Raw genomic sequence first — 26,078 nt, 5'->3', positions numbered from 1 at the left:
ACGGTGTCCGGTACCGTGTGACCGCAGAGCGATCAGGAGGGGCTCCATGGCGCGGCAGCAGAAGCGGTCCCAGCGCGGTGACAACTCGCTCACACCCGAGCGGATCATCGACGCGGCCCTGCGCATCTCCGATGCGGAGGGAGACCTGGATCGGCTGACCGTACGGCGGCTGGCCACCGAGCTGGGCGTGGGCACGATGACCCTCTACAGCTACTTCCGCAGCAAGGAAGAGATCCTCGACGGGATGGCCGACCACGTGCTGGGGCGGATGCGCCTGCCCGCCGAGCCCGACGCCGACCCGGCGCAGGCGCTGCGCACCGTCGGACACGCCTTCCTCGCGATGATGCGCGAGCACCCGAGCGTCGTCCGGCTGTTCTCCACTCGCATCACGGACAGCCCCACCGCGCTGCGCGGCGCCATGGAGGCGGTGCTGCGGCGGCTCGTCGACGCCGGGGTCCCGGGCCCCCTGGCCGTACGCTGCTACGGCTTCCTCATCACCTACGCCATCGGCTTCGCCAGCTACCAGACGCCCCGGCCGTGGGGCAGGCTGGCCACCGACGAGGGCGCCGAACAGCGCCGGCAGCGCAGCCATTTCTACGCGGCCCTCCCGATCGAGGAGTTCCCGCTGGTGGTGGGCCTCGCCGACGAGGTCACCGAGCTGCCCTCCGACGCGCAGTTCGAGGCCGGTCTCGAGGCGTACATCGACAGCACGCTGCGCACGCTCGCCGGGGACACCGCCCGGACCTGACGTCCCGTCCCACTGACCCCCGCCGGGGCCGCCGTCCCCGGCACCCGCCCCCGCACCTCGGCCCGACGGGCCGCCCGGCCGCGCCGGGCCCGGCCGGACCCGGACCCGACCGCACAGGCCCTCGCCTGCCGCGCACCGGTCGTCCGGAGCCGAGCCGCCCGCACGGCCGCCGACCGACATCGCGGCGCCGCCGGGGCACCGGCTTCCGATCCTTCCGATCAGCCGGAGCGCGGGCCGCCCACCACCCCCGCCCCCTCGCACGCGGCAGTCGGCGGGCGCTTTTCAGCCAACCCGACCTCTTGACGCGAACAGAGAGGTTCGTACACAGTACGGGTCATTGCACGAGACTTTGTACGGAGCATCGTGCGACCGGCACACATCCCAGGTCGCTCGCCGGTGTCATCCTGGGCAGTCCCCGCAGCGTCCAGGCCCGCGCACCCGCGACGGCACGGACCCGAGAACAACCCGCATGCCCGCAGGCCGGGGAGCCGTTGAACCAGAGCCCCCAGACCTCGCCGACGTCCCTTTTCGACTTGGCCGACCGCCTCGGCCCATTTTTTCGGAGGACGCATGACCACGACGCCATCTGCAAGACAGCAGGGCAGAAGGGCAGTCTTCGCGAGCTGGATCGGCACCACCATCGAGTACTACGACTTCGCGATCTACGGCCTGGCCGCGTCACTGATCTTCGCCGACCTGTTCTTCCCGTCGACCGACCCCGCGGTGGGCACGCTGCTGTCGCTGTCCAGCTTCGCCGTCGGCTACCTCACCCGACCGCTCGGCGCCCTGGTCTTCGGCCACTTCGGCGACCGCATCGGCCGCAAGACCGTGCTTGTCGCCACCCTCATCCTGATGGGCGTGGCGACCTTCGCGATCGGGCTGCTGCCCACCTACTCCCAGATCGGCATCGCCGCCCCCGTCCTCCTCATCGTCGCCCGGCTGCTGCAGGGCTTCTCCGTCGGCGGCGAGTACAGCGGCGCGGTACTGATGACGGTGGAGCACTCGGAGCGCAAGCCCGGCCTGTTCGGTTCGCTCGTCAACACCGGAGCCACCGCGGGCCTGGTACTGGCCAACCTGGTCTTCCTGCTGGTCTTCCAGCTCCCCGACGACCAGATGCTGTCCTGGGGATGGCGCGTTCCGTTCCTGCTCAGCGGCATCCTCGTGGTCATCGGGTTCGTCGCACGGTACTCCCTGGAGGAGTCACCCGACTTCGCCGCGGCCAAGGAGCAGGGCACCGTCCAGGAAGTACCGATCCTCGAGGTGCTGCGCAACCACCTCGGCACGGTGCTGCTGGTGGCCGTGGGCATCATCGCCGCGGGCAGCGCCTTCACCATGACGACGGTCTTCTCGCTGACCTACGGAAAGGTCGCTCTCGGTCTGAACAACAGCACGATGCTCACCGTGCTCCTGCCCGCGTGCGCCGTGATCCTCGTCTGTCTGCCGCTGTTCGGCCGGCTCTCCGACCGCGTCGGCGTACGGCCGGTGTTCCTGGCCGGCGCCGCCTCCCTCGTCGTCCTGCCCTTCGTCTGGTTCGCCCTGCTGGACACCGGCCACTACGGCCTGATGCTGCTGGGCTTCGCGCTGCTGTTCGTCGGCTACTCCGCGAACTACGCGGTGGTCCCCGCCTACTTCTCCCAGGTCTTCCCCCGGCCGTCCGGTTCACGGGTATGTCGGTCGGCTTCACCGTCGGTCTCATCGCCGGCAATGCCGCCGCCCCCGCCGTCTCCGCCTGGCTCCTGCAGACCACCGGGGGCTGGCCCGCCATCGCGGGCTACATGGCGGCCATCTCGCTGCTGTCCCTGGTGGCCGGGCTCTTCCTGCGGCTGCCGGCCACCACCGATCCGCAACTGGTCACCGATGCGCAGGCCACCGAGGTACCGGCCGAGGCCGAACAGGTCACCCGGTGAGCATGTCCCGACCGAAAACCCTGGTGCGCCACGGCTTCGCCGACACCCGCCACGGCCAGGTGCACTACTCCGAGCACGGCAGCGGCGCCCCGGTACTGCTGCTGCACCAGACCCCACGGTCGTGGGACGAGTACCGCGACGTGCTGCCGCTGCTCGGCGACGGGTTCCGGGCCATCGCGGTGGACACCCCGGGCTTCGGGGAGTCCACCCGTCCGGCCGAGCCCTTCAGCATCGAACTGTTCGCCACCGGGGTGCTGGACCTCTGCGACGACCTGGGCCTCGACCGGGTCGCCCTGGTCGGGCACCACACCGGCGCGGTGACCGCCCTCGAGGCCGCCGCTGCCGCCCCGGACCGGGTCCACGGCCTCGTGCTCTCGGGCATGCCGTTCGTCGACGCCGAACGTCGTCGGCTCGTGGCCCGGCGGGCGCCCATCGACCACGTCGTGCCGGCCCCGGACGGCTCCCACGTTCTCCAGCTGTGGAACAACCGCTCCCGGTACTACCCGGCGGACCGGCCGGACCTGCTCGACCGCCTGGTGCGGGACGGGCTGGGCGTCCTCGACCGGGTCGAGGAGGGGCACCTGGCGGTGAACCGCTACCGGATGGAGGAGCGGATCGGGCTGGTCCGCTCGCCGGTCCTCGCCCTCTGCGGGGAGCTGGACGAGTTCTCGCTGCCGGACCTCCCGAAGATCGCCGCCGCGATACCCGGAGCCCGTACGGCCGTCCTGCCCGGCACCGGCGTGCCGGCCGTCGACCACCGACCCGAACAGTTCGCCGCGACGGTCCGCACGTTCCTGCGGGACCTGCGCCGCTCCCCGGACCCCACCGCCGCAGCCCCCACCCGACCGCTCACCGAGCGCACAACCGCCGACCCCTGAGGAGCCGAGCCTTGTACACCCAGCACCGGACGACCCCCCTGCCCGGGGCGTCACTCTCCTACCATGTGACGGAACCCTCCGCCGACGGGACACCGGTCGTGTTCCTGCACCCGTGGTTCGGCTGCTGGCAGTTCTGGACCTCCACCATGGAGCACCTCGCCGGACGCCCGCGCTACGCCGTCGACTTCTACTCACCCGCCGCCGGCGAGTGGTCCGCCGACGCCGGCCCGACCACCCTCGCCGACGCGGTGGTGGCGATGATGGACGCCGAGGGCCTCGACCGGGTCGACGTGGTGGGCAACTCGGTCGGCGGGATCGTCGCGCAGGTCATCGCGTCCACGGTGCCGCAGCGGGTGCGCCGCCTCGTCCTGGTCGGCACGGGGGCGAGCACCGAGGGCGCACTCCCCGGCTTCGCCCGGGCCGTCGACCGGTGGATCGAGGTCGCTCGCGACGGCGGGGCCGCCTCCCGCGCCGCAGCCGAGGACACCGTCGGAATGCTGTTCACCGGCCGCCCCGACGCCCCGACCTGGGAGACCTATGTCCAGGCGGTGCTGCGGACGGACCCGGCGTACCTTGCGGCCGTCCTCGGCGCGGCACGGAAACTGGACCTCCGCCCCCGCCTCGAACGCATCACCGCGCCGACGCTCGTGATCCGTGGCAGCGAGGACTGCGCACGCACCGCCGAACACGCCGCCGTGCTCGCCGCGGGGATCCCCACGGCCCGCTCCATCGAGATGCCCGGCGCCGGCCACTCCCCCATGGTCGACCAGTCGGCCCGGTTCGCCGAGCTCGTCGCCTCCCACCTCGACGAGGACGTCCCGGACCCGACGGCCGGCCGCGGGGTCGCCGGGTGAGCCTCGGATTCGGCCACCTCGCCCGGATCGGCCACCTGTACCCGTCCGGCGGGCTGTGCGACTACGAGATCCAGCTGATGGCTCCCGACGGCGTGCAGTTCCTCACCACCCGCCTGCCGTTCCGCAACACCGGCATCGCCGACGACCTCGGCCTGGTCGAGAACCTGGAGCAGCACGCCCGGCTCCTGGCGGACGCCGACGTCGACGTCATCGCGGTCAACTGCACCGCCGTGACGCTGCTCGTGGGCCGGACCGGATCAGCGAAGCGACCGGAATCGACTCGGTCACCACGAGCGAAGCGGTGCTCGCGGCACTTCGGTCCGCCGGTGTCCGCCGCCCGCTCCGCTGACGCCGTATCCGAACGAGGTCGTCGAGGCGGAGCAGGAGTTCCTCCGGTCGCACAGCGTCGACGTCGTCACCCACCTGGGTACACCGAGCAGGCCATGATCGAGCCCGGCAGCCGGCTCGCCTGGCCCGCTCGCTCGATCCGTCACCGAGCGACGGCGTGCTGCTGAGCTGCGCGGGCATCCGCGTCGCGGACCAACCGCAGCACATCGAAGACCGGCTCGGCCTCCCCGTCGTGTCGAGCAACCGGGCCTTGCTCTGGCACCTGCCGCACACCCTGGACATCCCCGCCCGCCCGAGCCACTACGGCGCCTTGCTCGCGGGCCGTTTCGATCAGCGGGCGGACACAGCAGGGCGTGGTCGGTCCTTGGACCCGTAGGGATGGACGCGTAGGGGACGAAACGGGCCCAGGTGTCCGAGGCGGACGATCCCACGGCCGGAACACCAGGTGAAAGGTCCCTGCAGACCTTGTTATGGACGCGTCACTTCTCTACGTTGTGCCGTGAGCCGCGGTCCGACCGGACCGCGGCTTCCTCCTGCTTTCCCCCTGGAAGGAACCGTTCCCCATGTCCCTCAGACGCCTTTGGGCCCCGGCCGCCACCGCACTGCTGGTGCTGGCCGCACTGCTGCTCGGCACCGTTCCGTCGGCCAACGCCGCCACCACTGCGACACCGAACTTCAAGGCGCCCTTCGCCTGCGGCCAGAAGTGGACCTACAGCCACCACTCGGCCGAGGTCCGCCGCGCACTCGACTTCGTCCGAGCCGACGGCGGCACCACCAACGGCTCGCCCGTGCTCGCCTCGGCCGCCGGAACCGCCACCCGGCACTACCAGGCGAGCGGCGCCGGCAACTACATCAAGATCGACCATGGCGGCGGCTGGCAGACGTACTACTTCCACCTGGGCGCCTTCTCCGTCGCCAGCGGCGCGTATGTCAGCCAGGGACAGCAGATCGGCACCACCGGCAACACCGGCAACAGCTTCGGCGCGCACATCCACTACGAGCAGCTCTACAACGGCGTCGGCCAGAACATCCGCATCAACGGCAGCGCGCTGGCCTACCCCGGCAGCTACCACCAGTACTACCTGACCAGCGACAACGGCTGCGGCACCAGCAAGTACTGGGTCGACACCTTCGCCAACGCCACGGGCTACGCGCAGCCGAACACCAACGACCCGCAGGGTGTGCTGAACGCGGGCACCAACTACGTGTACTGCAAGGTGTGGGGCCAGGAGATCCGCGGCGCGAACGGCACCTACAACCACTGGTGGCTGAAGACGGACCTCGACACCACCTACGCGGGCAAGAACGGGCGTGGAGCGTACGTCTCCGCGTACTACCTGTCACGCTGGGGCAACGACGAGGCGCGTGACAACAACGGCAGGGTGATCCCGAACTGCTGACGTGTCGTCACCGAATGTGCCGGGCCCGGCCGTTCCCCTCGTGGTCGACCGGGCCCGGTGCGCGGGCCGTCATCGCGGACTCCCCGGACGCCGAAGAGCTGGACCAGCTGGTCCGCCTGCCGCTGGAGTGGAAGGGCGGACCAGGGCGCGCGATCAGGCCTCGGACACGTACGGGACGAAGGACGTCCACGCGTCCGGGGCGAAGGCGATGCGGGGGCCTTCGGTGTTCTTGGAATCGCGGACGTGCACGGTGCCGGGAGTAACGGCGAGCTCAACGCAGGAGTCGCCGTCCGTGCCGCTGCTGTAACTGCTCTTGAACCACGTCAGTTCAGAGGCGTCCCTGACGGAGGCCTTACGGATCACGTCTCTCCCAGCAGTTGTTCGATGAAGGCGAGCGACTCTCTCGGCGGGAGAGCCTGCGCCCGGATGGTGCCATACCGCAACTCAAGGATGCGCAGGTCCCCGGGTTCAGCAGTCGGCCGACCGTTGAACGCGCCGTCGGAACGCCCCACGGCCGTCCCGTCCGGGAACTTCGGCGACAACGTGGTCTCGACGTCTCCGACGGCGTCCGCACACGCATCACGGACTGCACCGATCCCGAGGTCCTCCGCCTCTGGCTCACCCGCGCCGTCACCGCACCGAAGACCGAAGACCGAAGAGATCTCCGGAGACGAATGAGCTGACTCCGGGGCACCGCCTACGAGTGCCCCAGGTCCGCCGAAGACTCGTCCTCCGTCGCCGGTACCGATCCCGAATCCGGGGACGGGCGGAGGGGGAAGGGGTCGACGCGGGTCTCGTCGATCCGGGGCGGGGCGGGCCGGGGCGGCTTGGGCATGACCGCGGCCTCCGAGTGGCCGCCGCAGCCGTAGGAGAGGGAGACGACGCGGCCGTCGGCGGGGGAGAACTCGTTGGCGCACACGCCGAAAGCCTGGCCGAGCGAGCCGCCGATCGGCGTGAGGAAGCCGCAGCTGGCGCAGGACGCGGGGGCCGCCTGCGCCATCGGGGTCTTGGCGCCGAACGCCTCTTCCCAACGGTCGGCGGCGGTGTGCAGGCCGTAGCGGGACAGGACGCGGGCGCGCCGCATGCCGAGTTCCTCGGCGACCGCCGCGATCGAACCGCGGACCGGGGCGGTCGTCTGGTGCGCCGGTGTGCCCTCGGTGACGTCCGCGTCCTCGGCCTCCGCCAGTTCGGCGAACTCCTCGGAGAGCGGGGAGTTCGGCGGCGGCGCGTCCTCGCCGGACCAGCCGGGCTCCAGCCGCAGGTCCTCGGCGTCGGTGGGCAGCAGATCGCCGGGGCCCATGTCACCGGGGCGCAGCCGCTCGCTCCACGGCACCCACTCCGGCGCGAGCAGCGCGTCGGGGCCGGGCAGCAGGACCGCCTCGTCCACCGTGACGATCTTGGCGCGGGAGGCCCGGGCGACGGTGACGGCCCAGCGCCAGCCGCGGTAGCCGATCTCCCGGCACGCGAAGTAATGGGTGACGACCCGGTCGCCCTCGGAGACGAGCCCCTCGTGCTCGCCGACGACCCCGGGCGCGGCGACCTCCTCGGCTGCGGAGCGGGCGAGGTCGACCGCCTCGGCGCACAGGCGGTCGGGGGTGCGGCTTCGCGTTGTCGCTGCCTTCACAGGTATCGCTTCTCTCCTACGCCGTCTCACGAGTGCGCCACTCCCAGCGCGGGGGCGGACGGAGCGGACCGGAGGACCGCGTCGACGTCCGCGCCTAATCGTGCTCGGGCGCGCCTCCATCCATTCTGCGGGATGGCTGAGATACGCACGCTACCTTCTCGCGTGCGCTGGGCCTACACCGACGGTTGTTCTCGAGTGTTCTCGAGCGCCGCGCGGCGGCGCCGCGTTCCGCCGGACAGCCGCACACCGCCGGGCCGTCGGGGCGGTTACGGCACTACGTACCGCCGTATCGGGGCACTATGAACGTCGTGGCTACCGCGAGGACACCCCAGGGCGCCACCGGGACCGGTGGGCCGAACGGGGTCAGAGTCAAAGGAAAGGGCCGACGCGTCACCACGGGCGGGCCGGGTGGCCGCCTGCGCGCGCTCGGCCGCGGCCTGCGCTTCCCGGTGACCGGAACCGCGCGCGGAATCCGCCGGGCCACCCACGCGCAGGGCGCCGGAGAGTCCGGGCTCGGCAAACTGATCGAGCTGCACGGCGTGAACGGCGCCGGCGACGTCATGATCACCGTCGCGCTCGCGTCCACCGTCTTCTTCTCCGTGCCGACGGACGAGGCACGTGGCCGGGTCGCGCTCTACCTCGCCATCACGATGGCACCGTTCACCCTCCTGGCTCCGGTGGTCGGCCCGCTCCTCGACCGCGTCCCGCACGGCCGCCGGGCCGCGATGGCGGGCGCGATGCTGGCCCGTGCGCTGCTCGCCCTGGTGCTGTCCGGCGCGGTGATCACCGGCAGCATCGAGATGTATCCGGCCGCGCTCGGCGTACTGGTCTCCTCGAAGGCGTACGGAGTGGTCAGAAGCGCCGTCGTGCCCCGGCTGCTGCCGCCCGCGTTCTCCCTGGTGAAGGCCAACTCGCGGGTCACCCTCGGTGGGCTGCTGGCCACCGGCATCGCGGCACCGATCGGCGCGGGGCTCCACCAGATCGGGCCGCGCTGGCCGCTGTACGGCGCGTTCGTGCTCTTCGTCACGGGCATGTTCCTGTCCTTCCGGCTGCCGTCGAAGGTGGACTCCGCCAAGGGCGAGGACACGGCACTGCTCGCGGCGGACGAGGCCCATCTGCACGGCCCGCACCTCAAGCCCGTCAAGCGGCCCGGTCTGCGCACGGTCGGCCCGGCCGTCACCCACGCGCTGGCCGCCAACGCCTCCATCCGCTGCCTGACCGGCTTCCTGATCTTCTTCCTCGCGTTCCTGCTGCGCGAGCACCCGATGACCGGCCAGAGCGCCGCCGTGTCCCTGGGCATCGTGGGGGTGGCGGCGGGCACGGGCAACGCGCTCGGTACGGCCGTCGGGGCGTCGCTGAGATCCCGCGCGCCGGAGATCATCATCGTGACGGTGGTGGCCTGTGTGGTGACCGCGGCGGTCACGGCGGCGGCGCTGTTCGGCGCGGTCGTGGTGGCCTGCCTCGCCGGGGTCGCCGGCTTCGCGCAGGCGCTGGCCAAGCTGTCCCTGGACGCGCTGATACAGCGGGACGTGCCGGAAACGGTCCGTACGTCGGCGTTCGCACGCTCCGAGACGCTGCTGCAGATGTCGTGGGTGCTGGGCGGGGCGATCGGCATCGCGATGCCGCTGATCGGGTCGCTGGGCCTCGCGGTGGGCGCCGCGATCGTCGCCACGGGCTGGCTGACCACCGTCCGCGGGCTGATCGGCTCCGCCCGGCACGGGGGCCGGGGACGCGCGCGGGTGGCGTAACGCTCCGGCCACGCCGTACCCCCACGTGAGGAGCGGACCGGGTGTGACCGATAACCTTCGTCCATGACCACGTTGCCCCGCGGCGCAGCCGCTCGAAGCCACCGCGCTGTGCGACGCCGCCGTGCCGTCGTCGCCGCCGGCGCCGTATCCGCCGGACTGCTCGTCCTGTCGGCCTGTGACAAGCCGACGGCGATGTCCACGATCACCGTGGGTAGCTCCTCGGTGGCCTCCGAGGCCACCTGCGGCGGTGAGGACGATGCCCTGAAGGCCGCCGACCTGGCGAAGTGCCTGAAGGACAAGGACATCAAGGAGATCTCGGTCGACCCGGACGAGACCGTGCGCTTCGGTGTCGACCCGGACCTCGCCGACAAGGGCTGGACGATCCTGATGAACGGCCAGCCGCTGACCGACTCCAGCACCAAGACCTACCGGACCATCCCCGGCAGCGTGTTCTTCAACGCCCAGTACGGCGCCCAGGGCGACTCGACCCTGGTGTCGGTCAAGCAGGGCGAGAACGAGGCCACGGGCCTGTGGTCCTTCCGGCTGAAGAAGGACGCCTGATCACGTCGTCCGCCGGAACGCCCCCCGCTCCCACGAGACCGGGAGCGCGGGGAGGCGTCCTCGTGGCCACCGCCGTGCCCGCCGAACGGGACGCGGTGGCTCGGGCCTTCCCGGGCGCCGCGCACGAGAAGTCCCTGCCCGGGGTGAGTGTCGTCCGGATCGCCGACGGCCCCGACCTGATCGCCGCCGGTGTCGGCCCGGCCCGCGCCGCCGCCTCCACGGCCACCGCGCTCACCGCCGCCGCTCTGGACGGCCGCCCCTACGGCCTCGTCGTCTCGGCCGGGATCGCCGGCGGTTTCCTGCCGCACGCGCCCCTCGCGTCGCTCGTCGTCGCCGACGAGATCACCGCCGCCGACCTGGGCGCCGAGACGGCCGACGGCTTCCTGCCGGTGACCGACCTCGGCTTCGGCACCGTCACCCACCGTCCCCCCGCCGCCCTGGTCCGGGACGTGGCCGCCGCGTCCGGCGCGCTCACCGGTGCCGTCCTCACCGTGTCGACGGTGACCGGCACCGCCGCCCGCGCCGCCCGGCTCCGCGGCCGCCACCCCGGCGCGCTCGCCGAGGCCATGGAGGGCTTCGGCGTCGCCGAGGCCGCCGCCGCGCACGGCGTGCCCGTGCTGGAGATACGGGCGGTGTCGAATCCCGTCGGCCCGCGCGACCGCGCCGCCTGGCGCGTCGGCGACGCCCTGACCGCCCTGACCGAGGGCTTCGGCAAGATCGCGCCCGTCCTGGAGAATGGGAACCGGCATGACCGATGAGCAGCAGTCCACGCCCACGGCCGACGGGCGGCAGCTGGGGATCGTGTACTCCCCCTGTCCGAACGACACCTTCGTCTTCGACGCCCTCGCGCACGGCCGCGTCCCCGGCGCGCCCGCCCTCGACGTCAGCTTCGCCGACATCGACCTCACCAACGGCATGGCCGAGCGCGGTGAGACGGACGTGCTGAAGGTGTCGTACGCGGCCCTCCCCTACGTCCTCGACCAGTACGCGCTGCTGCCCTGCGGGGGCGCGCTGGGCCGGGGCTGCGGGCCGCTGGTGCTGAGCCGGGAGGAAGGACCGGACCTCGCGGGGTGCACGGTCGCCGTGCCCAGCGAGAAGTCGACGGCGTACCTGCTGTTCCGGCTGTGGGCGGCGGACGTGGTGCCCGGTGGGGTCGGGGAGATCGTGGTGATGCCGTTCCACGAGATCATGCCCGCCGTACGGGACGGGAGGGTGGACGCCGGGCTCGTCATCCACGAGGCGCGCTTCACCTACCGGAACTACGGGCTGCACCAGCTCGCGGACATGGGTGAGCACTGGGAGCGGACCACCGGGCTGCCGATCCCGCTGGGCGCGATCATCGCCAAGCGGTCCCTCGGAGCGCAGACGCTGACCCTGCTCGCCGACTCGATCCGCCGCTCCGTACGGGCCGCCTGGGACGACCCCGAGGCGGCCCGGCCGTACGTCATGGCGCACGCCCAGGAGATGGACCCGGCCGTCGCCGACCAGCACATCGGGCTGTACGTCAACGAGTTCACCGCCGACCTCGGCGAGGACGGCTACGCGGCCGTACGGGGCCTGCTGACGCGTGCGGCGGCCGAGGGACTGGTACCGCCCCTCGGCCCGGACGCACTGCGGTTCCCCTGAGCGGTACCGGTGTCGGTGTCGGTGTCAGACGTCCAGCTGGTCGGCGACGGCGCGCAGGAGCCCGGCGATCTGCTTCCCGGAGGTGCGATCCGGGTAGCGGCCCTTCTCCAGCATCGGCGTGATGTTCTCCAGCAGGGTCGTCAGGTCCTGGACGATGGAGGCCAGCTCGTCGGGCTTCTTGCGCTGGGCGGCCGCGACCGACGGGGTCGGGTCGAGGACGGTCAGGGAGAGGGCCTGGTCGCCCCGCTGCCCGGCGACCACACCGAATTCCACCCGCTGACCCGGCTTCAGTGTCTCGACTCCGGCGGGGAGGACCGAGGAATGGACGAAGACGTCACCGCCGTCGTCGCGGGAGAGGAAGCCGAAGCCCTTCTCACTGTTGAACCACTTGACTTTGCCGGTAGGCACGTCCGTCCTCGTCCTCGTACTCGTCGGAAAACTGCTTCTGAAACGGCTCTTGATAGCAGTCGGGCGGGTCCTGGTGACCCGCCGCAACCAAGGCTAATGGTCTTCGGGCAGGTGACAAGACGGCGCCCGGTAGTTCCCTCCGCCAGGAACTACCCTGGTCCGGTGGCTGACAAAACCCAAGCGAATTCCGCGGCGCCCGGCGACGGCCTGGTCCGTGCCGGCGGCATCGTCTTCCTCATCGGCGCCGTGGCCACTCTGGTCACGGTGGCCCCGTTGTTTCTCGGTACGGAACCCTTCCCGACGTACATGTTCGGGCTGAGCATGCTCATGGGGGTCGGGTTCCTGATGGCCGGCGCGGGCGTGTTGCGCTCGGCCGCCGCGGGACGCCGTCGGGCACGCGCCGGGCAGTGACGCGATCAGGCGCACGCCGGGCAGCACCCCGCCAGGTACGCGCCCGGCAGTACTCCCGTCAGCCGCGTGCCGGGCACCGGCCCCACCAGACGCACGCCCGGCAGTCGGCCGCCGGGCCCGCGCCGGGCGGCGACTCCGTCCAAGCGCACGCCGGACGGTGAGCCGTCAGGGGCGCTCCGCGCGGTGGTCCGAGAGCCAGCGGGGGAATTCGGTCAGGTCGGCGAGGACGACGTCCGCGCCCGCCGCTCGCAGTTCCGCGGGGTCGCACGGGCCGGTGGCGACCGCGACCGCCAGCGCTCCGGCGGTCCGCGCGCCGCGTACGTCACCCACATGGTCGCCGACGTACACGCCCGCGTCGTGCTCGCGCAGCGCCAGCGCCTTCTGCTCGGCCCACAGGTCGCCGATCACCGCGTCCGGTTCGATGCCGAGGTGGGCGAGGTGCAGCTTGGCGTTGGGCTCGTGCTTCGCGGTGACGACGATCGCGCGTCCGCCCACCTCCCGTACGGCCGCCATGGCGTCGCGGGCGCCGGGCAGCGCCGGCGTGGGGGCGATGGCGTACGTCGGGTACATCTCCCGGTACAGGTCCGCCACCTCCTCGATCCGCTCGGCCGGGAACCAGTGGATCAGTTCGTCCGCCAGGGGCGGCCCCAGCCGGGTGACGGCGAGCTCGGCGTCGATGTGGGTCCCGGTCCGCTCGGACAGCGCCTGGTAGCAGGCGCGGATACCGGGCCGGGAGTCGATGAGCGTCATGTCGAGGTCGAAGCCGACGGTGAGCGGGACGGACCGGAGCGGAGTCGTGGAGGCCATACCCGCCATTGTGCCGGGGCGCCGTGGAACACCCCGCCGGTGTGCACAGGCCGTGTACCGCCCCCGCGCACCACGTGCGCGGGCCTGACCTAAGCTTAGCCAAGCCTTACCTCATCTCTTACGGCCCGACTCGTCACAGAGGGAGCCCTGCCCATGCGAGCCAGACGTGCCGTCGCGATCCCGGCGGCCGTGGTGGCCCTGGGAATCGCGACGCTGCTGAGCCTGGCCGTCGGCGCCCGTCCGATCGCACCGTCGGTGGTGTTCGACGCCCTGCTGCACGGTGGGCACGGTGACGCCGCCGAGGTCATACGTGAGATGCGGCTGCCGCGCACCCTGATCGGTGTGCTGGTCGGCGCCGGACTCGCACTGGCCGGAACGGTTCTGCAGGGCATCACCCGCAACCCCGTCGCCGACCCCGGCATCCTCGGCATCAGCCAGGGAGCCTCGGTCGGGGTGGTACTCGCCATCGCCTACGCGGGGGTGCACACCCTCGCCGGATACGTGTGGTTCGCGTTCACGGGCGCCGCCCTGGCCTCGGTCGCGGTGTACGCCATCGCCGCCCGCGGGCGCGGTGGGGCGACACCGGTGAAGCTCGCGCTGGGCGGCGCCGCGATCAACGCGCTGCTGGTGGCGGTCGTCACCGCCGTCCTGACCACGCGGGGCGCCGCACTCGACGAGTTCCGCTTCTGGCAGGTGGGCTCGCTGTCCGGGCGGGACGCCGACATCGTCGGCCAGTTGTGGCCGTTCCTGCTGGTCGGTGTCGTCCTGGTGCTGTCGGTGGCGCGCGGACTGGACGCGCTCGCCCTCGGCGACGACATGGCCCGGGGATTGGGGCAGCGGGTCGCTGTCGTCCGGGTCGTCGGCGGGCTGGGCGCCACCGTCCTCACCGGCGCCGGGGTGGCCGCGGCCGGGCCGATCGCGTTCGTCGGGCTCGCCGTACCGCACATCGCCCGCGCGATCGTCGGCGGCGACCACCGGTGGGTGCTGCCGCTGGCCGCGCTCCTCGGGCCGGTGATGCTGCTGGTCTCCGACGTGGCCGGCCGGATCGTGTTCCCGCCCGGCGAGGTCCCGGCCGGGGTGACGACCGCACTGATCGGAGTGCCGTTCCTGGTGCTCCTGGTACGCCGGAAGGCGGTGCCCGCGTGACCGCGGCCACGCCGACACGCCCCCTTCGCCCCGCCGGGTACGCCGTACTGCGCCCGGGACGGGCCACGTTCCTGCTGCACCGGCGTTCCACCGTCGTCGCCGCGGCGCTGGCCCTCTGCCTCGCGGCGGTCTCGCTGGCGTACCTGTGCGTGGGCGAGACCTTCGTCGCCCCCTCCTCGGCGCTGGACGTCGTCCTCGGCCGGCCGTCCCCGGACGAACTGGTCGTGGGCACGCTACGGGCGCCGCGCCTGGTGGTCGCCCTGCTGGTGGGAGCCGCCTTCGGCGTGGCGGGCGCGCTGATCCAGACGGTCGCGCGCAATCCGCTGGCCAGCCCGGACGTCATCGGCATCAGCCAGGGAGCGAGTGCGGTCACGGTGGGCGCGCTGACCTTCGGCCTCACCTCGTACACCGTCCTGCCGTACCTGTCGGTCGCGGGCGGGCTGCTCGCCGCGCTGCTCGTCTACCTCGTGGCCTGGCGCGGCGGACTGCACGCGGCTCGCTTCGTGGTGGTCGGCATCGGCTTCGCGATCGCGCTGCGGTCCGTCACCACCCTGTTCATGACCAAGGGCGAGCAGGCCGTCGCCCAGCAGGCCCAGATGTGGATGGCGGGCTCGCTCAACGGGCGCGGCTGGGAGGTGTCCGCGCCGCTCGGCTGGGCGCTGCTGCTGCTCCTGCCCGCGGTGGCATGGGCGGCACGGACCCAGCGCACGGTCGGGCTCGACGACGACACGGCGACCGGACTCGGGGTGCGGCTGGGGCGCGTCCGGTTCGGGCTCGCGCTGCTGGGGATCGTCCTGGCGTCCCTGGCCACCGGCGCGGCGGGCCCCGTCGACTTCGTGGCGCTGCTGGCCCCGCAGATCGCCCGCCGCCTCACCCGTACCGCCCAGATCCCCTTGATGTGCTCGGCGCTGCTCGGCGCCGTCATCGTCGTCCTCGGCGACCTGCTGGCCCGCCGTCTGTTCTCGCCCACGGAACTTCCGGTGGGCGTGCTGACGGCGGCCGTGGGGGCGCCGTACCTGATCTGGATGATCGTCCGCAGCCGCAACGGAGGCACCCGATGACCAGGCTCAGCGCCCGCGGGCTGACGCTCGCCTACGAGGACCGCACCGTCGTCGAGGCCCTGGACCTCGACATACCCGACGGCGAGGTCACGGTGATCGTGGGCCCGAACGCGTGCGGCAAGTCGACGACGCTGCGCGCGCTCGGCCGGCTGCTGAAGCCGAGGGGCGGCGCCGTGCTGCTGGACGGGCGTTCCCTGGCCGAGCTGCCCACCCGGCACATCGCCCAGCGGCTGGGGCTGCTGCCGCAGACGCCCGTCGCCCCCGAGACGATCACGGTCGCCGACCTGGTGGCCCGCGGGCGCCAGCCGCACCAGCGCTGGTGGCGGCAGTGGTCGGACGACGACGAGCGGGCGGTGTCCGAGGCGATGGACCGCACCGACGTGACCGCTCTCGCCGACCGCCCGGTGGACGAACTGTCGGGCGGCCAGCGACAGCGGGTGTGGATCGCGATGGCGCTCGCACAGGAGACGGACCTGCTGCTGCTCGACGAGCCGACGACGTACCTGGACATCGCCCACCAGGTCGAGGTCCTCGACCTGGTCCGGCAGCTGAACCACGACAAGGGCCGCACGGTCGTGGTCGTCCTGCACGACCTGAACCAGGCCGCCCGCTACGCCAGTCACCTCATCGCCATGAAGGCGGGCCGCGTCGTCGCCGACGGCCCGCCCGCGGACGTCGTCACCGCCTCCTTGGTCCACGAGGTGTTCGGCCTGGACTGCGTGGTCGTGCCGGACCCGGTCACCGGCGGCCCTCTCGTGGTGCCGGGCCGCCCCTGGCAGCCCGCACCATCCCCCGAGACACCCCCCACGGACACCGTCATGTCCCCCGTACGGACGACGTGAGCCGCCGTCCCCGGCCGCCACTCGGCAGCCCTGCGGACCTCACGCCGTCCACGAAGAAAGGAACCCCATGACCCTCATGACCTCCGCGGCCACGCCATGGCGCCGCCGCACCACGCTGTCCGTCGCCACCGCGCTCGTGGGCTCCCTCGCCCTGGCCGCCTGCGGCTCCGGCACGGACTCCGGCTCCGGCACGGACAAGGCGTCCGGCGACGGCGGCACACGCGTCGTGAAGACCGTCATGGGTGAGGTGAAGGTGCCGGAGAACCCCAAGCGGGTCGTCGTCCTCGACACCGCCGAGCTGGACTCCGTCCTCTCCCTCGGCGTCAAGCCCGTCGGTGCCACCCACGCGGACGTCGCCACCGGCTTCCTCAGCTACCTGCCCAAGGACCAGCTCAGCGGCATCGAGAACGTCGGCAACATCGCCGCGCCCAACCTGGAGAAGATCGCCGCACTCAAGCCGGACCTGATTCTCAGCAGCAAGCTCCGCGACGCCGACCGCTACGACGAGCTGTCGAAGATCGCCCCGACCGTCTTCGCCGAGGATGTCGGCTACCCCTGGAAGGAGAACTTCCTGCTGCACGCCGAGGCCCTGGGCAAGCAGGAGGAGGGGAAGAAGGTCGTCGCCGAGTACGAGAAGCATGCCGCGGAGGTCACCGAGGCGCTCGGCGGGAAGGACAAGGCCGCGCAGACCACCGTCAGCGCGACCCGGTTCATCGAGGGCGGCGACATCCGCCTCTACGGCCGCAAGAACTACATCGGCACCGTCCTCGAGGACGTCGGCCTGGGCCGGCCCGCCATCGTTGACAAGGCCGAGAACGGCTTCGCGTACGAGGTCAGCCCCGAGCAGATCGACCAGGCCGACGCGGACGCCGTCTTCTACACGTCCTTCGGCGACTCCTCGAAGTCCGGGGAGTCCAAGATCCTCGACAGCTCCCTGTGGAAGAACATGAAGGCCGTGAAGGCGGACCGGGCCTTCCACGTCAACGACGACCTGTGGTTCATGGGCATCGGCTACACCGCCGCCGACAAGATCCTCGACGAGCTGGAGTCCAAGCTCGCCAAGTGACTCCCGGCGTCCGCCCGCCCCCTCCCGCTCCGCCTCCGCGCGTCAGCCGCGGGAGCGGCGGGCCCGCCACACCAGGTAGAACGCGGAGGCGACGGCCGCTCCGCGCAGCACCCATGGCCAGGTCTCGGCGACCGCGTCGTTCATGTGGCCCCGGGCGATCGGGTCGCCCCAGCGCCCGTCCGTGCGGCCCCACAGCCACACGACGCCGACCGCGGCAACCAGCCCCGGCAGCCCCAGCACCGCCCACTTGGCCTGCGCCGGGGTCAGGCGGCGGGACAGATAGGCAACCAGCCAGCCGAGGGCCAGCAGCGGGAGGCTGCCGAGCACGGCGCCCACGACCAGCAGACCCGCGGCGAGCAGGAGCAGGGGATTGCTCCAGCCGCCGGAGGGCAGGCGCAGGAGGCGGCGGCGTGGGGCGGGTGTCTCGGTCTCGACGGCTGCGGCCGGGGCGGTCGACTCGGCGGCCGCTCCCTCCGTGCCCGTCAACGGCGGGGGCTTGAGCAGTTCGGGGATCTCCACGCCGCCGACGAAACCGGTGACCTCGTCGCCGACGCCGAAGGGGCTGCTGTCCACCCGCCACCAGTCGGGCTGGTTGGCGCTGTCCCCGAGTTCGTCCGTACCGGCCTGATGCGGCGGGGACGGTGCGTCGGTGACGGAGGCCGGGGCGGGGCGTGGGTCCCCGGCCGGACGGGGGCGGGGGACGGCGCGGCGCAGGACGCCTCTCGCGCGCCCGCTGCGGTCGCCGCTCCGCTGGGTGGGCACCGCGGCGGGCGGCGGTGCGGACCTGCCCGCGGTGGCCCCGGCGGCCCCGTCCGGCCGGGGATCCGCGCCGTCGGTCCCTGCCGCCCCGGCGGGGCCCGTGGCCGCCGCCACGACCTCGTCCGGGGTGCCCATGCGGGAGATGATGCGGCGCACGGCGGCCGGGGAGTCGACCGCGGCCCTCGCCCGGCGCCGGTCGATCTCGTCACGCAGCCGGGCGACCAGACTCATCCGGGTCGCCGACGGTAGCTGCCGCTGCTGCGCCACGTCACCGACGCGGCTCAGGTACTCGTAGACGACCTGGTCACTCTCGATACCCACGAAGTCCCCTCCGGGGCGGATGCGTTGGTACACGGCGTCGGACGACGGTACCGCGAGTTGGGTCGGCCGACCCAACTCCACGCACCCCACCGGCGTACCCACCCGCTACCGTGATGCGGATGAGCACCGAGGAGAAGCCCGCGGCGGCCCCCCGATCCCTCGCGGAGGCGCTCCGGGGACGGGACGACGCCGAGCTTGCCGCGCTCCTGCGCAGCCGGCCGGACCTCGTCACGCCCGTGCCCACCGACCTCACCCAGCTGGCCACCCGGGCCGGGACCCGTGCCTCGGTCGTGCGGGCCCTGGAGCGACTGGACCGGTTCGCGCTGCAGACCGCGCAGGCGCTGGCCGTGGCGGCCGATCCGGCGCCGTACGACGAGCTGCTCGGGCTGCTGGCGGGCGACGAGGGCGATCCCGCGGTGTCCGCCGCGCTGCCGCACGCCGTGCGGACGCTGCGCGAACAGGCACTGGTGTGGGGCGGCGACGACCGGATGCGACTGGTCCGTACGGCCCGTGAGCTGCTCTCCCCCTCCGCGCAGCATCCCTCGCCGACCGGTCTCGGCCCGACCGTGCGGGAGGCGGCGGCCGGGATGTCCCCGGGCCGGATCCAGGAGATCGTCACGACGGTCGGGCTGCCGTCCACCCATGACTCGGTCTCCGCGGTGACGGCCCTGACCGGGCTGTTCACGGACCGGGCACGGATGTCGGCGCTGCTCGCCGAGGTGCCGTCCGAGTCGGTGGAGGTACTGGAGCGGCTGGTGTGGGGACCGCCCTACGGCCAGGTCACCGCCGATCCGGCGCCCCGGCTGCGCCTGCTGCTGGACCGGGGGCTGCTGCTGCCGACGGCGCCCGGGACGGTCGTACTGCCGCGTGAGGTGGCGCTGCACCTGCGGGGCGGGCGGGCGCACCGGGTGACCGAGCCGGTGCCGCCTCCGGTCGAGACCGCGACCGCGCACAGTCCACAGGCTGTGGACGCGGCGGCGGCCGGGCAGGCGTACACGGCGCTGGCGGCCGTCGAGGAGCTGCTGAAGGACTGGGACGAGGGCGGTCCGGCGGTGCTGCGGTCCGGCGGGTTGAGCGTGCGGGACCTGAAGCGGACCGCCGTCGCCCTGGACGTGCCCGAGCCGGTCGCCGCGTTCTGGGTCGAACTGGCTTACGCGGCGGGATTGCTGGCCTCCGACGGGGGTGGGGGCACCTCCCACGGCGGCAAAACAGTGGGGGACGACGAGCGGTACGCGGCGACCCCGGCCTACGACACGTGGCTGGAGCGGCCCGCCGCCGAGCGCTGGACGGTGCTGGCCACGGCGTGGCTGGCGGCGACCCGGACCTCGGGGCTGGTCGGCGGGCGGGACGCGCAGGACCACATGTTGTCGGCGCTCGGTCCGGGACTCGACCGGTCGGCGGCGCCCGAGGTGCGGCACCGGGTGCTGGCGCTGCTGGCGGGGCTGCCGGAGGGGGCGGCCGCGGTGGCCGAGTCGGTGGGGGCGCGGCTGCGGTGGGAACGCCCGCCGCGCAAGGGCGGGGGTGACGTCGACGACCTGCGCTCCCGGCTCGCCCGGTGGACGCTCACCGAGGCGGAGATGCTGGGGATCACCGGCCGGGGGGCGCTGTCCACGCACGGGCGGGCGCTGCTCGGCCTGCCCGCACCGAAACCGGCTCACGCGGCGGAACCGGCGCCGGCCGGGCCGGGCGACCGGCTGCCGGTCCACCACCGGCCGGCCCCGCCGCCGGCCCCCCTCTCCCCGCCGAGCCGAGGAACATCGCTGCCGCCGCCCGGCTGCTGGCACCGCTGCTGCCCGAGCCGCTGGACCACGTCCTGCTCCAGGCCGACCTGACGGCCGTCGCGCCGGGCCCGCTGCAACGGCCGCTCGCGGACACGCTGGGCGTGCTCGCGGACGTGGAGTCGAAGGGCGGGGCGACCGTCTACCGGTTCACGCCGGGCTCGGTACGCCGTGCCCTGGACGCCGGACAGGCCGCCGCCGACCTGCACGCCTTCCTCGCGGCGCACTCCCGCACGCCGGTGCCGCAACCGCTGTCGTACCTGATCGACGACGTGGCCCGCAGGCACGGACATCTGCGGGTGGGCGCGGCCTCCGCGTACGTACGCTGCGACGACGAAGCGGTACTGAGCGAGATCCTCGCCGACAAGCGGGCCGCAGGGCTGGGGCTGCGCCGTCTCGCGCCGACCGTACTGGCCGCGCAGGCCGACCCGGCCGGCCTGCTGGAGGGGCTGCGCCGGATGGGGTTCGCGCCGGCCGCCGAGTCCGCCGAGGGCGATGTCCTGATCACCCGCGCCCATGCCCGCCGCACCCCGCCGCGTACACCGCCCGAGCCGGTTCCGGAGGGGCCGCCGGTGCCCGACGACACCCTGCTCACGGCGGCGATCCGCGCCGTACGGGCGGGTGACCTCGCCTCCACCGCCCCCCGCAGGCCCCGGGACGGGGACGGGAGGGGGAGCGGGGGCGGCGAGCTGCCGCGCACCGGGTCCGCCGAGACCCTCGCCACCGTGCAGGCCGCCGTCCTCACCGGCGAGGCGCTGTGGATCGGCTACGTCAACGCCGAGGGTGCCGCCAGCCAGCGCGTCATCGCCCCGGTCCGTGTCGAGGGCGGCTTCGTCACGGCGTACGACCACACCGCCGACGAGGTCCGTACCTATCCGCTGCACCGGATCACGGGCGTCGCGGAACTGGCGGACGGCGAGGGCTGAGCCCGCTCCGCGGCGCGGCGTGGGCTCCCTCCAGGGTGCGGAGCACGGTGCAGGACGTCGCGAGCCGTCTCGCGGAGGTCCCGGGGCCACGCGGGGCCGCGCCGACCGGACCGCGGCGGTTGTGCAGGGCGGAGCTCACGGGCTTCACCGGGGTGAGGGCGTACGGCGTGCCCGCCTGCGAACGGGACGGCACGGCCGAGATCGCCTTCGCCGTCCAGAAGCACTACCCGTCCTTCCACCTCCTGCGCGGCGATGTCCGTGCGGCCTTCGAGAACCGGCCTGCCCGGCCGGCCGGGCGGGACATGGGCAAGGACCGCCTGCGGTTCCGAAAGCCGGAGGACCCGGCGACCATCGACTTCGATCTGGTGCGCGACCCGCTCCGGGCCACGGCGGCCGAGCCGGGCCCGGTCTGCTGACGGGCGCCCGCCCCCGGGACCGAAGTGGCGGGCGTCACTCCGGGTCCCGGAGGGCGGGCGATCAGGCAAACTGGACGTTTGGCCGAGCTGTGCCCGTGCAGTGCCCGTGCCGAGCCCGTCGCAGAAAGGCAGCCGCGCGTGAATGGTCCGCTCATCGTCCAGTCCGACAAGACGCTTCTCCTGGAAGTCGACCACGAGCAGGCCGGTGAGTGCCGTCGCGCCATCGCTCCCTTCGCCGAACTGGAGCGGGCCCCGGAACACATCCACACCTACCGGGTGACCCCGCTCGGCCTGTGGAACGCGCGGGCCGCCGGCCATGACGCCGAGCAGGTCGTGGACGCGCTGGTGCAGTACAGCCGCTACCCGGTGCCGCACGCGCTGCTCGTCGACATCGCCGAGACGATGGACCGCTACGGCCGGCTCAGCCTGCTCAAGCACCCGGCGCACGGTCTCGTCCTCACCAGCACCGACCGGCCCGTACTGGAGGAGGTGCTGCGCTCCAAGCGGATCGCCCCGCTGGTCGGCGCCCGCATCGACCCGGACACCGTCGCCGTGCACCCCTCGGAGCGCGGGCAGATCAAGCAGACGCTGCTGAAGCTGGGCTGGCCCGCCGAGGACCTCGCCGGTTACGTGGACGGCGAGGCGCACGCGATCGAGCTGCGCGAGGAGGGGTGGGCGCTCCGGCCGTACCAGAAGCAGGCCGTGGAGAACTTCTGGCACGGCGGCTCCGGCGTGGTCGTCCTCCCCTGCGGCGCGGGCAAGACACTCGTCGGCGCCGGGTCGATGGCCCAGGCCAAGTCCACGACGCTGATCCTGGTCACCAACACCGTCTCGGCCCGGCAGTGGAAGCACGAGCTGGTCAGGCGGACCTCGCTGACCGAGGAAGAGATCGGCGAGTACAGCGGGACGAAGAAGGAGATTCGCCCCGTCACCATCGCCACCTACCAGGTGCTGACGACCCGTCGGAAGGGCGTCTACCCCCATCTGGAACTCTTCGACTCCCGGGACTGGGGCCTGATCCTCTACGACGAGGTGCACCTGCTGCCCGCCCCCGTCTTCAAGTTCACGGCCGATCTGCAGGCCCGGCGGCGGCTCGGCCTGACGGCGACACTCGTACGCGAGGACGGCCGCGAGTCGGACGTGTTCTCGCTGATCGGGCCGAAGCGGTTCGACGCGCCGTGGAAGGAGATCGAGGCGCAGGGCTACATCGCGCCCGCCGACTGCGTGGAGGTCCGGGTCAACCTCACCGACTCCGAGCGGATCGCGTACGCGACCGCGGAGACCGAGGAGAAGTACCGCTTCTGCGCGACGACCGCCACCAAGCGGAAGGTGACGGAGGCGATCGTCCGGCGGTTCGCGGGGCAGCAGATCCTCGTCATCGGACAGTACATCGACCAGTTGGACGAGCTGGGCGAGCATCTGGACGCCCCCGTCATCAAGGGCGAGACGTCGAACGCGCAGCGGGAGAAGCTGTTCGAGGCGTTCCGGCAGGGCGAGATCGGCGTCCTCGTCGTGTCCAAGGTGGCGAACTTCTCGGTCGACCTGCCCGAGGCGACGGTCGCCATCCAGGTGTCGGGCACCTTCGGGTCGCGGCAGGAGGAGGCCCAGCGGCTGGGCCGGGTGCTGCGGCCCAAGGCGGACGGCCACCAGGCCCACTTCTACTCCGTGGTCGCCCGCGACACCATCGACCAGGACTTCGCGGCCCACCGCCAGCGCTTCCTGGCCGAGCAGGGCTACGCGTACCGGATCGTGGACGCGGACGAACTCCTCACGGAGGGCTGAGCGTGCGTCCCCGGGTCATCCCTTCGGGAGGTTGAACACCAGCAGGATGAGGAACAGCGGTGGCACCAGCGAGAGGAAGGCCGCCGCGACGCGCAGGGCCAACCAGCGGGGCTTCCACGGCAGCACCCAGGACGTGAGCCAGGCGCAGAGGGTGAGGATGCCGCCGAAGAGCATCGTCCAGTGGACCACGTCCAGTGCGGTCATCAGGTCCTGCGAGCAGTCGTCGGGGCCGCAGCTGTCGGTCGCCATGGCGGACATCGCTCCCACCAGCAGCGCCACCGGCTCCAGGACCGTCAGGAGCACGGTCGCGACGGTGGGCGCCACCCAGGCCCGGGGGTCCCGGTCGGCCGGGTGGAGCACCCCGGGTGTCAGGGGGGCGAAGCGGTCGTGGCTCATGGGCCCAGTCAAGCCGCGTGACCGGTGCCCGCGCATCGGCGTACGTACTCAGAGGGGCGTGTGCGGATTACTCACTTCAGCACCCGATCGGACGCGTGTCGGTTGCCCGGTCGGCGGACCGCCGGTGGTATGACAACGGGCCCGCTGCCGCGGGCCCGACTCCCGGTCGCTGCGAGGGAAGGGCCCGCCATGCCACGGACCGCCACCGCCACACGCATACCCCTCACCAGAGCCGTCGGCGCGGCGGCCGGGGCGCTGGTGCTGCTGCTCGGGACGGTCGGCCCGGCGTCCGCGGGCGGGCCGGGCGGCGGTGGCGGCGACGGCGGGGTGGTGCTGCGGTGGCAGGACTGCCCGGACGTCACGCAGACCGGGTTCGAGTGCGCGACGGCGAACGTGCCCCTGGACCACGCCCGCCCCGGGGACCGCACCATCGAGCTGGCGGTGATCAGGCACCGCGCCGCCGCGCCGGACAAGCGGGTCGGCACGCTGTTCTTCAACCCCGGCGGTCCGGGCGGCCCCGGCACCGTGGGCCTGCCGGAGCTGTACGACGAGTTCCCGGACGAGCTGCGGGACCGCTACGACATCGTCAGCTGGGACCCGCGAGGGGTCGGCGAGAGCACGGCCGTGCGCTGCTTCGACACCGCCGGGGAGGCCGTCGCCTGGCACGCGAAGGTCCCGCCGTTCCCGGTGGGCGAGCGCGAGCAGCAGGCGTACGTCGCCGCGTACGCCGACCTCGCGAAGCGGTGCGAGCGGCGCGATCCGCAGCTGCTGCGCCATGTCTCGACCGCCGACACCGCCCGCGATCTGGACCTGCTGCGTGCCGCGGTGGGCGAGGAGCGGCTGCAGTACTGGGGCGTCTCGTACGGCACCCTGCTCGGCGCGACCTACGCGAACCTGTTCCCCGAGCGGGTCGGGCGGCTCGTCCTCGACGGGAACGTGGACCCGCTCGCCTGGATGGGCCAGGCCCGCGCGGCGGACGAGGTCCGCGCGGTGGGTGAGGGTGGCGCGGTGGGTGAGAGTGGCGCGGTGGGTGAGGCCCGGGCGGTGGGTGAGGCCGGGGCGGTGAACACGTTCCTGCGGCTCGGCTCCCACCTGGGTTCGGCCGACACGCTGGCGCAGTTCCTCGACCTCTGCGGGCACGCACCCGTGACCAGCTGTGTCTTCTCGGCGGGCACCCCGGCGGCCACTCGCGACAAGTACGACACCCTGATGCGGCGCCTCGCCGCGCGGCCGGCCGGCGACGGGACGTACGCGAGGGCCGTGAGCGAGGTGCGCGGCGGGCTCTACACCGTGCACCCCGGCTGGGCCGGTGTCGCGGACCTGCTGGAGTCGCTGTGGTCCGGCCGGCCCCTCCTGGAACCGGGCGTTCCGGCGAGCGTTCCGGCGCGCTACCCGGGCTTCGAGCAGGCGTTCGCGGTGATGTGCGCGGAGAGCCCCAACCCGCGGTCACCGCTGAGCTACCCCGAGCTGGAGCGGCGGGCGGTGGCGGAGTCCGGGGCGCTGGCCCGCTGGTGGGTGTGGGCCAACGAGCCGTGCGCCGCGTGGCCGGCCCGGGCGGCCGACCCGTACACCGGCCCGTGGAACCGGGCGGCCGCCCACCCGGTGCTGGTGGTGAACACGACCCACGATCCCTCCACTCCGTACCGGGCGGGCCAAAACATGGCCGAGGAGCTGGGCAACGCGCGACTACTGACCCTGGACGGGTACGGGCACACCGCGCTGGACAACCCGAGTGCGTGCGTGGGACGGCACGTGGTGCGGTACTTCCTCACGGGCGCGCCGCCGCCGGAGGGCGCGCGCTGCACGCAGGACCTCCCGCCGTTCGCCCCGCCGACCGCGGCGCCGTCGGCGTCGGAACCGACGCGGGCGCAGGCCGGGACGCCTGCCGGGGACCTGCCGCGGGCCACGGCCCCGGACAGGACACTGCCCCCCGGCGCCTGGCCCCTGGAGGTCGTCGAGGGTCTGCTTCCGCCGCGTGCGTGATCAGCGTCGGCGGACGCCGGCCTCCTCGTTGTACTCGCCGAGGACGGCGACCGAGAAGAAGGCCTCGGCGAAGACCTTGACGGCGCGCAGGGCGTTGCCGACACGGTGCGGGGAGTGGTGGACGGATCCGAGGGCAGTGGCACCGCGGTGCGGGGCGCCCTGGCCACCGGCCCGGCTGTCCGGAATGAAGGTCGCTGTGCCCATGTGTCCAGAGTGCGCCGGACCACCCGTTCGGGGCATCAGTCCTCGGGCCCGACTTCGGGTCCCGCCCGGTCCCCCCCG

Annotated in this window: 26 protein-coding genes and 3 pseudogenes; 21 read left to right on the top strand and 8 right to left on the bottom strand. The window is 73.0% G+C overall.

Annotated features, from left to right (window positions below; genetic code table 11):
• The first annotated feature begins 46 nt into the window (after positions 1-46).
• From WJ438_RS22710 to WJ438_RS22675, 8 genes and pseudogenes are all read left to right on the top strand, one after another.
• Entirely contained in the window at positions 47-748 is a 702-nt protein-coding gene (locus WJ438_RS22710; RefSeq protein ID WP_406726863.1) for a TetR/AcrR family transcriptional regulator, read from the top strand.
• 570 nt (positions 749-1,318) lie between these two features.
• Positions 1,319-2,338, top strand: a pseudogene (locus WJ438_RS22705) (MFS transporter); the annotation flags it as partial.
• A 77-nt stretch (positions 2,339-2,415) separates the two neighbouring features.
• Positions 2,416-2,655 (top strand): hypothetical protein, encoded by a 240-nt coding sequence (locus WJ438_RS22700; protein WP_406726862.1) that lies wholly within the window; start codon positions 2,416-2,418, stop codon positions 2,653-2,655.
• Between the two features lie 2 nt (positions 2,656-2,657).
• On the top strand, positions 2,658-3,533 hold the full coding sequence (locus tag WJ438_RS22695) for an alpha/beta fold hydrolase (protein ID WP_406726861.1): 876 nt from the start codon (positions 2,658-2,660) through the stop codon (positions 3,531-3,533).
• Between the two features lie 11 nt (positions 3,534-3,544).
• Complete coding sequence (locus WJ438_RS22690; RefSeq protein ID WP_406729776.1) at positions 3,545-4,387, top strand: alpha/beta fold hydrolase; 843 nt, start codon at positions 3,545-3,547, stop codon at positions 4,385-4,387.
• Complete coding sequence (locus WJ438_RS22685; RefSeq protein ID WP_406726860.1) at positions 4,384-4,902, top strand: hypothetical protein; 519 nt, start codon at positions 4,384-4,386, stop codon at positions 4,900-4,902. Before WJ438_RS22690 ends, WJ438_RS22685 begins: the two co-directional genes overlap by 4 nt.
• The gene (locus WJ438_RS22680; RefSeq protein WP_406726859.1) at positions 4,893-5,111 is read left to right on the top strand and encodes a hypothetical protein; all 219 of its coding nucleotides are present in this window, start codon (positions 4,893-4,895) and stop codon (positions 5,109-5,111) included. Before WJ438_RS22685 ends, WJ438_RS22680 begins: the two co-directional genes overlap by 10 nt.
• A gap of 187 nt (positions 5,112-5,298) precedes the next feature.
• The gene (locus WJ438_RS22675; RefSeq protein ID WP_406726858.1) at positions 5,299-6,135 is read left to right on the top strand and encodes a M23 family metallopeptidase; all 837 of its coding nucleotides are present in this window, start codon (positions 5,299-5,301) and stop codon (positions 6,133-6,135) included.
• Between the two features lie 153 nt (positions 6,136-6,288).
• Here the strand turns inward: WJ438_RS22675 and WJ438_RS22670 are convergent, their stop codons facing one another.
• From WJ438_RS22670 to WJ438_RS22660, 3 genes and pseudogenes are all read right to left on the bottom strand, one after another.
• Positions 6,289-6,498 carry a DUF397 domain-containing protein gene (locus WJ438_RS22670; RefSeq protein ID WP_406726857.1) on the bottom strand — a complete coding sequence of 70 codons (210 nt, stop codon included), beginning with the start codon at positions 6,496-6,498 and terminating at the stop codon, positions 6,289-6,291.
• Positions 6,495-6,668 (bottom strand): annotated as a pseudogene (locus tag WJ438_RS22665) (transcriptional regulator); the annotation flags it as partial. The pseudogene WJ438_RS22665 and the gene WJ438_RS22670, both read right to left, overlap by 4 nt.
• A 164-nt stretch (positions 6,669-6,832) precedes the next feature.
• Positions 6,833-7,759, bottom strand: coding sequence for a DUF3027 domain-containing protein (locus WJ438_RS22660; RefSeq protein WP_406726856.1), 927 nt, complete (start codon positions 7,757-7,759; stop codon positions 6,833-6,835).
• 308 nt (positions 7,760-8,067) lie between these two features.
• Here WJ438_RS22660 and WJ438_RS22655 point away from each other — a divergent pair, with 308 nt between their 5' ends.
• The 4 genes from WJ438_RS22655 to WJ438_RS22640 all read left to right on the top strand — a co-directional run bounded on the left by WJ438_RS22655 (position 8,068) and on the right by WJ438_RS22640 (position 11,694).
• Complete coding sequence (locus WJ438_RS22655; RefSeq protein ID WP_406726855.1) at positions 8,068-9,507, top strand: MFS transporter; 1,440 nt, start codon at positions 8,068-8,070, stop codon at positions 9,505-9,507.
• 63 nt (positions 9,508-9,570) lie between these two features.
• A complete protein-coding gene (locus tag WJ438_RS22650) occupies positions 9,571-10,068 on the top strand; it encodes a DUF2771 domain-containing protein (protein ID WP_406726854.1) in 498 nt (165 codons plus the stop codon).
• A 62-nt stretch (positions 10,069-10,130) separates the two neighbouring features.
• Positions 10,131-10,826: a futalosine hydrolase gene (locus tag WJ438_RS22645; protein ID WP_406726853.1), complete on the top strand. Its 696-nt coding sequence runs from the start codon at positions 10,131-10,133 to the stop codon at positions 10,824-10,826.
• A complete protein-coding gene (locus WJ438_RS22640) occupies positions 10,816-11,694 on the top strand; it encodes a 1,4-dihydroxy-6-naphthoate synthase (RefSeq protein WP_406726852.1) in 879 nt (292 codons plus the stop codon). Before WJ438_RS22645 ends, WJ438_RS22640 begins: the two co-directional genes overlap by 11 nt.
• A gap of 24 nt (positions 11,695-11,718) precedes the next feature.
• Here WJ438_RS22640 and WJ438_RS22635 read toward each other — a convergent pair whose 3' ends face one another.
• Positions 11,719-12,102, bottom strand: coding sequence for a cold-shock protein (locus WJ438_RS22635; RefSeq protein ID WP_406726851.1), 384 nt, complete (start codon positions 12,100-12,102; stop codon positions 11,719-11,721).
• 162 nt (positions 12,103-12,264) lie between these two features.
• Between WJ438_RS22635 and WJ438_RS22630 the strand changes: the two genes are divergently transcribed.
• Positions 12,265-12,513: a hypothetical protein gene (locus WJ438_RS22630; protein ID WP_406726850.1), complete on the top strand. Its 249-nt coding sequence runs from the start codon at positions 12,265-12,267 to the stop codon at positions 12,511-12,513.
• A 165-nt stretch (positions 12,514-12,678) separates the two neighbouring features.
• On the opposite strand, the gene WJ438_RS22625 is transcribed toward WJ438_RS22630, so the two are convergent.
• Positions 12,679-13,320, bottom strand: a complete 642-nt coding sequence (locus tag WJ438_RS22625) for an HAD family hydrolase (protein ID WP_406726849.1) — start codon at positions 13,318-13,320, stop codon at positions 12,679-12,681.
• Between the two features lie 153 nt (positions 13,321-13,473).
• On the opposite strand from WJ438_RS22625, the gene WJ438_RS22620 reads away from it, so the two are divergent.
• The 4 genes from WJ438_RS22620 (at position 13,474) to WJ438_RS22605 (ending at position 17,435) form a co-directional block, all read left to right on the top strand.
• On the top strand, positions 13,474-14,466 hold the full coding sequence (locus WJ438_RS22620) for a FecCD family ABC transporter permease (protein ID WP_406726848.1): 993 nt from the start codon (positions 13,474-13,476) through the stop codon (positions 14,464-14,466).
• The gene (locus WJ438_RS22615; protein ID WP_406726847.1) at positions 14,463-15,527 is read left to right on the top strand and encodes a FecCD family ABC transporter permease; all 1,065 of its coding nucleotides are present in this window, start codon (positions 14,463-14,465) and stop codon (positions 15,525-15,527) included. Before WJ438_RS22620 ends, WJ438_RS22615 begins: the two co-directional genes overlap by 4 nt.
• Complete coding sequence (locus tag WJ438_RS22610; RefSeq protein ID WP_406726846.1) at positions 15,524-16,369, top strand: ABC transporter ATP-binding protein; 846 nt, start codon at positions 15,524-15,526, stop codon at positions 16,367-16,369. The genes WJ438_RS22615 and WJ438_RS22610 overlap by 4 nt, the downstream gene beginning before the upstream one ends.
• A gap of 76 nt (positions 16,370-16,445) precedes the next feature.
• Positions 16,446-17,435 (top strand): ABC transporter substrate-binding protein, encoded by a 990-nt coding sequence (locus WJ438_RS22605; RefSeq protein ID WP_406729775.1) that lies wholly within the window; start codon positions 16,446-16,448, stop codon positions 17,433-17,435.
• A 42-nt stretch (positions 17,436-17,477) separates the two neighbouring features.
• Here WJ438_RS22605 and WJ438_RS22600 read toward each other — a convergent pair whose 3' ends face one another.
• Positions 17,478-18,515, bottom strand: coding sequence for a hypothetical protein (locus WJ438_RS22600; protein WP_406726845.1), 1,038 nt, complete (start codon positions 18,513-18,515; stop codon positions 17,478-17,480).
• Positions 18,516-18,634: 119 nt separating this feature from the next.
• On the opposite strand from WJ438_RS22600, the pseudogene WJ438_RS22595 reads away from it, so the two are divergent.
• The 3 genes and pseudogenes from WJ438_RS22595 (at position 18,635) to WJ438_RS22585 (ending at position 23,417) form a co-directional block, all read left to right on the top strand.
• Positions 18,635-21,219: pseudogene (locus tag WJ438_RS22595) on the top strand (helicase-associated domain-containing protein).
• A gap of 47 nt (positions 21,220-21,266) precedes the next feature.
• Positions 21,267-21,635 (top strand): DUF1801 domain-containing protein, encoded by a 369-nt coding sequence (locus tag WJ438_RS22590; RefSeq protein WP_406726844.1) that lies wholly within the window; start codon positions 21,267-21,269, stop codon positions 21,633-21,635.
• A 138-nt stretch (positions 21,636-21,773) separates the two neighbouring features.
• On the top strand, positions 21,774-23,417 hold the full coding sequence (locus tag WJ438_RS22585) for a DNA repair helicase XPB (RefSeq protein WP_406726843.1): 1,644 nt from the start codon (positions 21,774-21,776) through the stop codon (positions 23,415-23,417).
• A gap of 15 nt (positions 23,418-23,432) precedes the next feature.
• Here WJ438_RS22585 and WJ438_RS22580 read toward each other — a convergent pair whose 3' ends face one another.
• Positions 23,433-23,813, bottom strand: coding sequence for a hypothetical protein (locus WJ438_RS22580; protein WP_406726842.1), 381 nt, complete (start codon positions 23,811-23,813; stop codon positions 23,433-23,435).
• 189 nt (positions 23,814-24,002) lie between these two features.
• Here WJ438_RS22580 and WJ438_RS22575 point away from each other — a divergent pair, with 189 nt between their 5' ends.
• A complete protein-coding gene (locus WJ438_RS22575; protein ID WP_406726841.1) occupies positions 24,003-25,796 on the top strand; it encodes an alpha/beta hydrolase in 1,794 nt (597 codons plus the stop codon).
• Here the strand turns inward: WJ438_RS22575 and WJ438_RS22570 are convergent, their stop codons facing one another.
• Positions 25,797-26,000: a hypothetical protein gene (locus WJ438_RS22570; protein WP_406726840.1), complete on the bottom strand. Its 204-nt coding sequence runs from the start codon at positions 25,998-26,000 to the stop codon at positions 25,797-25,799.
• Positions 26,001-26,078: the final 78 nt, after the last annotated feature.

Source organism: Streptomyces sp. GD-15H (assembly GCF_045291515.1).
GTDB lineage: Bacteria > Actinomycetota > Actinomycetes > Streptomycetales > Streptomycetaceae > Streptomyces.
This window is presented reverse-complemented; position numbering and strand designations above follow the sequence as displayed.